Source organism: Cellvibrio sp., from assembly GCF_053579595.1.
In genome coordinates, this window is sequence record NZ_JBRFPI010000201.1 from 1 (window position 1) to 8,298 (window position 8,298).

General features: G+C 49.1%; 8 protein-coding genes. 1 reads left to right on the forward strand and 7 read right to left on the reverse strand.

Features of this window, described 5'->3' with window-relative positions; translation table 11 throughout:
• The 4 genes from ACWA6V_RS13020 to ACWA6V_RS13035 form a co-directional block, all read right to left on the reverse strand.
• Positions 1-243 (reverse strand): YeaC family protein (locus ACWA6V_RS13020; RefSeq protein ID WP_449522894.1); only part of this gene is annotated, 243 nt, incomplete at its 3' end.
• A 34-nt stretch (positions 244-277) separates the two neighbouring features.
• Positions 278-1,132, reverse strand: coding sequence for a rhomboid family intramembrane serine protease (locus tag ACWA6V_RS13025; protein WP_449522895.1), 855 nt, complete (start codon positions 1,130-1,132; stop codon positions 278-280).
• An 83-nt stretch (positions 1,133-1,215) separates the two neighbouring features.
• Positions 1,216-2,226: a metallophosphoesterase gene (locus tag ACWA6V_RS13030; RefSeq protein WP_449522896.1), complete on the reverse strand. Its 1,011-nt coding sequence runs from the start codon at positions 2,224-2,226 to the stop codon at positions 1,216-1,218.
• 1 nt (position 2,227) lies between these two features.
• Positions 2,228-3,127, reverse strand: coding sequence for an NAD(+) kinase (locus tag ACWA6V_RS13035; protein WP_310069652.1), 900 nt, complete (start codon positions 3,125-3,127; stop codon positions 2,228-2,230).
• Between the two features lie 93 nt (positions 3,128-3,220).
• Between ACWA6V_RS13035 and ACWA6V_RS13040 the strand changes: the two genes are divergently transcribed.
• Entirely contained in the window at positions 3,221-4,183 is a 963-nt protein-coding gene (locus ACWA6V_RS13040) for a DUF1853 family protein (RefSeq protein WP_449522897.1), read from the forward strand.
• 3 nt (positions 4,184-4,186) lie between these two features.
• On the opposite strand, the gene ACWA6V_RS13045 is transcribed toward ACWA6V_RS13040, so the two are convergent.
• From ACWA6V_RS13045 to ACWA6V_RS13055, 3 genes are all read right to left on the reverse strand, one after another.
• Entirely contained in the window at positions 4,187-5,341 is a 1,155-nt protein-coding gene (locus ACWA6V_RS13045) for a cyclic nucleotide-binding domain-containing protein (RefSeq protein ID WP_449522898.1), read from the reverse strand.
• A gap of 108 nt (positions 5,342-5,449) precedes the next feature.
• Positions 5,450-6,391, reverse strand: coding sequence for a 1-aminocyclopropane-1-carboxylate deaminase/D-cysteine desulfhydrase (locus tag ACWA6V_RS13050; protein ID WP_449522899.1), 942 nt, complete (start codon positions 6,389-6,391; stop codon positions 5,450-5,452).
• A 12-nt stretch (positions 6,392-6,403) separates the two neighbouring features.
• Positions 6,404-7,774, reverse strand: a complete 1,371-nt coding sequence (locus tag ACWA6V_RS13055; RefSeq protein WP_449522900.1) for a hypothetical protein — start codon at positions 7,772-7,774, stop codon at positions 6,404-6,406.
• Positions 7,775-8,298: the final 524 nt, after the last annotated feature.

Genomic DNA, 8,298 nt, shown 5'->3' on the forward strand with positions numbered 1-8,298 from the left:
CAATTCATGATCGTGTTCATGATCGTCATCACCACAATAGGTGTGTGGTTCAGGCGGGATATAACCAGTGTGTTGTTCGGGGGGCAGATTTTTGTGTTCATAAGCAATAACCGCTTGCATGCATAACTGGCGCTGCTCGGCTGACAAACGGTTACCATCAGGCCATTTACCCAATTCAACAGCGCGTTTTAAATTCTGGTAAATTTCCGGCGTAAGGCTGGAAAGCAATTGTTGTAAATCCATAAATCTCTCACTCAATTACGATGACATTAAACTGTTAACGTCGATAACGATTTCGTGTCGCAAATGCATAAATAGCACCGGCAACCAAGCCGCCCACATGTGCAGCATTGGCGACGGATCCTGAAATAAAATAATCCACAGCTCCAGTCATACATAACACCAGCCAGAAGAGCATAAAACCAATGAGTGCGGGAGGTACTGTAACAAGCGGGTGAGGAGCCAAACGTTGGCGCACGGCGATAAAACCTACCAGCGCATAAACCACACCGGACATACCGCCAAAATTAGCGCTGCCACTCCAAACATATTGCACAACATTGGAAGCGACAGCAGTGATCACAAAAAATAACAGGAAATGCCATCTGCCCAGGAAAAATTCCAGGCGCCGGCCTAAATCCCACATCCACAAACTATTAAACAACACATGAAAAATACCAAAGTGCAAAAAAGCAGGTGTGAGCAACCGCCAGATTTCACCGCGCGCCAACGAATCACTTAATGGTATATACGTATTTCCGGCAAAATCCTGGAAGGTGAAATAGTGAATCCAGGATTTAGCCAGATTACTTTCAATCAACAATGCGCCCAAACCACTGAGAATAATCAGGCAAACAACAACAGGCACTTGAGCCGCCTGCGTCAACAAAGTTGGTTCATTATCTACAGGTTGCGTATCGGCAGTTGCTGCCGGGTGCAACTCCACCTGCCCCTGCAAATATTGATCAAGAAATTCCTGTAAAGCTGGAATCACCGCAGCATCCATGACAGACAAACATTGCTGGCCATTCTCCTCAGCTATGCGGTGCTGCAATCCGCGCTCGCGCAAATAGCCGCTGAGCACACTTAAATCCTGATCAAGTGGAAAATATTTAACAGCAATCCAGTTCAATGATGAGTTCCGGTGTAGAGGTGAGTAATAACAGATACGAGCGTGAATGATAAGGGATCAATACCATCGATTTGGTTAGACACTTACGGATCAACATAGACCCACACAAATTTGTCAGGCTGCAATTGTGCCTCACCATCCATGCGGTACGCCACCAATCGCCCGAATTTAACCGCACTGTAGTCGAGACAAGCAAGGTTCGGCGCAAGCGGGCGCGGCTGGCCCTTGAGCCAATAGTGGCCGATAAATAGCGGCGGTTGGGATTTATCGTAGTACACCATTTGTGAACGGTGATCAGGGGAAATTTCTGCCTTGGCGATATGTTCCGGGATTGGATCTGGCTGGAACAACAACTGCCCATAAGTGCGCGCCGTGTGCCCCCAAAATTTGATGCGGAATGCGCGGCGCACATAACCATCGGACGACACCATGGTTTCACCATCCGGCAAGGGCAAATCCACACCGCCGGTCAAGCGCTGCTTGGTTCTTGCCTCAAGACTGCCCTTTTGGGCGGAGCGATTGATGAACAACCAGTCGATGTGGCCATCGCCGTAGGTGGCTCGATGTAAGTCGATGAGTTGTTGATCCCAGCAGGCGTGTACCGCGCGAAATACTTGTTGGGTCCGCGGATGCTGGATTTCCAGAAACAGCGGCAGCTCGACAAACCAGCGCAAAAACGCCTGCCACTCCTGCGGGTGATGGGCAAATTGTTCGAGTGTTTCACTGATTTGGCGAGCATTCGCAGGTGTGTGAGGGCGCAAATATTCGCCAGCAATTGCTGATGGTGTGGAATAAGTAATCGCATTAAATTCGTGATTACCCAAAATCATCTGGGCACTGCCCTGCTCCACCATATCGCGCACTAGATGCAGGGCTTCACGGATACGTGGTCCACGGTCGACAATATCGCCGAGGAAAATCACCTGCCGCTGCTGTGGGTGACGATAGGTACCGGAAATTTTTTGATAGCCCAGCAACTGCAACAAACGCTCAAGCGACTGGGCACAACCGTGCACATCGCCAATCAAATCATAACCATTCGCCGTTCCCATCAACGGCGGATAGTAAGATTGGTTCGGCGCGGTTTCAGTCATATTATTCCTTCAGTAAATGACCGCCCCAGCCCAGCTTGGAACGGCAGCGTTCATAGAAGTTGTAATCAAGTGGGTGGAGTAATTCGAGCAGCTGCGGCTTTTTACGGATGCAGATTTCATCACCCGTCTGCACATCCACATGGGAATGGCCGTCGCAGGTAACCATAGGTTCAGCGCGATTGTGCTCACCAACCATGATGCTGATCGCACTGTCCCCCGCGACCACAATCGGGCGACTGCTGAGTGTATGCGGGTTCATGGGCACCACTACTATGGCATCGAGCGCAGGGTGCAAGATCGGGCCACCGCCGCTGAGCGAGTAGGCCGTAGAGCCAGTCGGTGTGGACACTATCACCCCGTCGGAGCGCTGACTGGTAACGAATACGCCATCGACAGAGATTTCAAATTGCAGCATATGGATAAATTGACCGGGATGCAGCACCACGTCGTTCAAGGCATCCGCTGTGGCGATCACTTGCCCCTGCCGCTTGACCTCCATATCCAACAGGAAACGCTGCTCGGATTTAAATTTGCCCGATAAGACTTCATCAACTTTGTCTTCGATATCTTCTGGCGTGATGTCGGTCAGAAAGCCCAAGCGCCCGCGATTTACGCCTAGCAGCGGTACACCGTATTTGGCAAGCGCGCGGGCACCACGCAACAAACTGCCATCGCCCCCCACCACAATCACCAGATCACAGACTTGGCCGAGCGCCTCCATATCCATGATTTGTTGTGCAGAAGACACCATACTTGCATCAGTGATTAGCGCAGCCGTCTCGGCTTCAAGCACAAACGCCTTTTTGCGCTGCTGCAAAAAACGAATCAATCGCTTGATGGAATAGACCGCGCGCTCGTTGTTGAGATGGCCAATCAAGCCAATGGTTGAAAAATGAGTCATAGAAATTCACTGAGTGAGCGGTTATGGAAATGTGCAAATAGTAATCAGGTTTGTAAGCTATTATAGCCTGCAGATCAACCAAGACTTCATTTTATGCCAGAAACGAAAAACGAATCATTTAATCAGCGTGTACACAAACTGCAGCACCAAGCCGTACGCGACCTTGCATGGTGCTGTTTTAGTGCGCCCATGATGCAGGAATTGCCAGAGTCAGGTGCTGCTATGCTGCCAATCGGTAATGATCGACTGTGGCCGTGGTTGATCGCACTGGATCAACAGCCGAATGAACTTATCGAGCAAATTGCAAAAGTCAAAAGTACACGACTGGGTATTTATTACGAAACACTTTGGTGCTTTTATTTTTCGCAACAGTCTGATTGGGAATTGCTGAACCACAATTTGCAAATAGAGCGCAAGGGAATCACGCTCGGTGCTTTTGATTTTTTGTGTCGTCGCGGTAATGAATATTGGCACATAGAAACAGCGGTAAAGTTTTATTTATGCAACACAAGCAATCCCGATGATGCGCGCGATTGGCATCACTGGATTGGCCCCGCCAGCCACGACCGCTTAGATCTAAAACTCGCACATTTACGTCAACACCAATTGCCTTTACACCAAACCGCTGAAGCCACTGCACAATTACAAACTTTGTATCCAGAGGCAACCGAATGGAAAACCGGCCTATGCTTGCAGGGTTATTTATTTTCACCTGCTTTAGCGAGCTGCCGCCCTGCTTTTAGCAGCGAGAATCACAACCACGGATACTGGTGGCACCTGCAGGATTTTTTCCAGTATCTGCACGAACATGCCGATATGGAATGGATTATTGTAGAGCGCCAACGCTGGTTATCGCCCGCACATGTCATTGACGAAAATGAAGTGTTAAAAGGGTCTGATTTAATACTGCAACTACAAAAACAGATTGGTGAAATGAAAAGGCCGCTATTATTAGCGGCCTTGGAAAAAACGGATTCGATTGATCATTATTGGAGTGAAACCTGGCGTGGTTTTGTCGTACCGGATAATTGGCCACAACACCAATCAATCGCCTAAGAATCACCCCTGCCCGAGCACTGCCACACCGTCGCGCAACACATAATTATTCGTGTCTTTCAAAAACTGTTGCGCACCCGCTTGTGTAAATAATTGCGGGCAATTTTCCAGCGCAAGCGTGTTATAGCCGTGCTGCGCCAATAAATGTGCAGCGGCGCGGCTGCGGCGACCAGTATCGCAATAAAAGATATAGAGCTTTTCTTTAGCGAGCAAGCGCGATTTTATCGCAAGAATATTCAAGGGAATATTTACCGCTTGCGGCAAATGCATTTCGCTATATTCTTCTTCGCTGCGCACATCTACCGCCACAATGCCTTTGGCGATATGAGCTTCCAACTCACTCAATGCCAGAGTGGCAACACTGGGCTCTTTTAACAGCCGATAAAAATCTTGCTTATCTAAACGCATGAGCACACCATCAGTACGCATCATCACAGTGGCATTGCGGACGGTTTCATTTACAAGGGCATCTTCGCCAAAACAGCGGCCGACACTGATCGTGGCCAGATGCTGCCGTTTATTATCGCTGTGACGAGTAACGTCGGCCTCACCCTCTTTAATGAAATAACATTGATCGCCCATTTCACCCTGACGAATAATCACATCGCCGGCATAGACGACTTGCGGGGTGAGGCGCGAAAAAATTTGCTCAACATTGAGCGGCGGAACTTTGAAAAACAAATTGGATTTTAAAACAATCATCATCCAATCAACGTCTTCATCAAGATCGCGCTCACGCGAAATAATTAACTGTAGATAATCCGCCACCTGGCTCCAGGTCAGCATTTTATCCAGACGTTCGCTGTCGATGCGCAACACACTACAATCTGTTTCTGCTACCGCCGTAAACTGGCGGGGCTGCTGATGTGCAATGGGGAAAAGCGAAGACCGGCCTTTAATTCGGGTGCGGGTACCATCTTCAACGGCCAAAGAAACATCACCATGCAGTAGATACACATGCTGTGCGTCGTAGTTACCGGCGATAAACAAGGTTTGCCCTGCGCAGACCGTCTCAACCACAGCATCATCCAACAATGCGAGCAAATGGCTTTCGCTCATATCTTTTAACGGCACCAGTGTGCGCGTTAAATTCAGATCGAATTCAACCGGCGGCACCTGGGTCGTCGTAGGAGATGAGGTAGTTTTCTGAGCTTGCATAACAACATCCTTCAAGATGACAGCGACGACTTAAGACAACTTATTCACACAACTTTTCAATCACACAACACTATCTAGTACAGAATTCATTACGGCTATTACAAACCATTACGGGCAAACAAAACCCCGTCGCCCCTGGAGCCCGCCAGAATGTATTGCAACAATCCGCGAACCACGCGGCCAATAACCCTGCCGAGCAAGGGAGTTAATTCCCCAAAACAGTTTTAAGGTATAAACAGGATCAAGTGGTATACCGCTACTGTGTTCAAAGTCTTGCCAAAATTGCGTCAGGTAATCAGGATGTTTTTTTCCATAACCACCCGCATGGAATCCAGTAATCAAACGCCAGTTAGCATCGACACCTGAATCGCAAATCTGGCGATAAGCAGTGGATATTGCATCACCTAAACCCCCCTCACCCTTTAATACCGAAAAGCCTAGCGCAAGTTTGGTGTAATTGATTCCCGCCGCCAAGCCTGCCAGACTGGTACCGGTTCCGCAGGCCATACATACCGCAGTATAGTCACCTTTCAACTGCTGCTCTAGCGCCTGCCCCAGCAACTGCATACCACGCGCGCCCGCCAGATTGGCGCCCCCTTCCGGGATAAGATAAAACCCGCCATAGCGGGACTGCAATTCAGCAAGCAATTCCGGCTCACCTTTGTGCTGGTAATCCGTACGGCTGATAAAAACCAGCTGCATCCCCCAAGCCTCTGCATCGCTAAGCGTTGGGCTTAATTGCGCAGGCCGCTCACCGCGCACAACACCCAGCGTATTGAAACCATAGCGATTTCCAGCTGCCGCCAGCGCGTGCAAGTGATTGGAATAAGCGCCGCCAAAACTTAAGAGGCGGGTAAATCCTTGCTCCCGCGCAGCGCGCAGATTAAAAAATAATTTGTAAAACTTGTTGCCCGACAATTCCTGATCGATCAAATCGTCCCTGCGCACCAATACCTCAATCCCTGCGTCAGTAAATACCTTATGCTCTAGTCGCTGCATAGGAACTTTTCGGGCGATATCCAGTAATTCATCCGCCGAATCGATCAACACTTTATCTAACCTTCAACGTCGCTCTGCCACCAAAGAATAAGCTACCGCTTGATGCTGGGCACAGCGGTCGCTCTCACCGGGGTGGAATTCTAACGGAGTTTCAAGCGCAGGAATGCTTCTACCGCACAGGTTGCCGCGCGGATCAACTGCATTGCAGCAAGGCGATTTATGGTGCTCAAGCCATGCAAGGTAAATCACCTCACTCACACCAGCCTTGTCCGCGGCATAAGCTTGTGGATCTTCGAGATAGCGGCCAATATCATCCAGCGCTATCGCTATTTCGCCCAACCCCGGCAAGAAGACAACCAAATTGACGCCCGCCTTAGTCAAGCGCCCCAACAATTGATCGCCACTGTTTTTCAACAGCTGCTGATTTTCGCGCTTGAGGTTCACAATCTCATCTTTTAATGCGCTCTCATTTTGATGGCGATAAAACAGTTCCACCTCGCGCATATCCAACATTTCGCGCAGTTCAGCAGTAGCTGCGCGAATTTTGGCATCCAACTCCAACGCAAAATTTTCTTGCAACACCTGCACCTGGCTGGATTCATCTTGTTGTGCCGCTTTGAGCTTATGCGCAAAATATTCGCGCATTCCCTCAATTTTGGTCGCCTGCACATCCAGGGTATCTTTGAGATTGCGGTTGCGCTCAGTAAGCTCTTTGTTTTGTTGCTCAAACTGTTGATGCTTTTGTTGATAGGTCAGCAACCGCTGCTGATGTTCATGCTGAACGGCATGAAGCTTGGCCTGATGCTGATTCATCATGGTAGCGATGCGCAGACGCTGTTCTTTAATCAGCATCGCCATTTTGTCGCGCAGCTCTTGTGCGTAGTGATCATGAAGCTTCTGCTCCAAAGCCACCTGCTCGCGTTCTGCTTCCTGCGCAGAGCGCACTGCCTGCACTGGCGCAGCGGGTTTTAGCTCTTTTGCAGCCGCGGGCTTAACAATCAACCCCAGGCGATTCGCCTTTACCGCTTTGCGCATAGCGACAAAACTATTATTACCGCGTTGCATTAGCGGGTCCCACAAGCTTTTTTGATGCCAAGCAATCGAACACTGGCTATAACAGGCCAAACGAATGGCACCTGCTCCCATATCCGGCCCGGAACCAGCTGTTTCGATTAACTGGCGCAGCGGTACGTTCCAGCGACGGTCGACCATCCCTTTTGCATCAAAACCTAACAAGAAAAAGACGGCACCAGTAACACACAGGGAGTGATCAACCTGCACATAAACCGCTTTCGCTGAAGCATTTGCAAAATCAGGGACAGGGATAAAACCATCAAGAATGGCTTCAAATTCGGGATAGAGTAACTCGCGGGAAATCTGCTCTTCCTGAAACAGAAAGACCGCTTCGAGTTGCTCTGCGGGAGAATTGGGCATAGGCAAACGTCTCAAACCAAGCGGGTTATTACCGGGGAATTTGTTGCAGTATAGAAAACCGACTACCACGAAAACGTGAACAACCACCCGCAATAGCGACTTTTAGCCAAATTTGCGGCCTACTCGACGTAAATTACCGTTAAGGCTGATGTCATCAAAAACCACTGGTTATAGGGATCTGAAGGAAGCAGGAAAAGAGTTATGAGAGAACAAGGTAAACAGAAAGAAGTATCGTGAGGGGGAAGTTACCGCGAGCCTTGCAGCAAAATGCTGCAGCAGCCCGGGTTAGATATCTGAGTAATCCTCAGTTAATTCATCGTCAGAGTCGTCGTACTGAACATCCAACAGGTCTTCAATATAGTCTTGCATAGTTTATTACTCCTTTAAGGGAATGATTATACGATGAGGCTTACCGCCTGATCAGAGACAGCCAAACACCCCGGCCGTTCACGGACTCTACTCCTCGAAACCCAAATTACCAATTGAAGATGACAATTTTATGTATACCCAATATTTATTAGCTA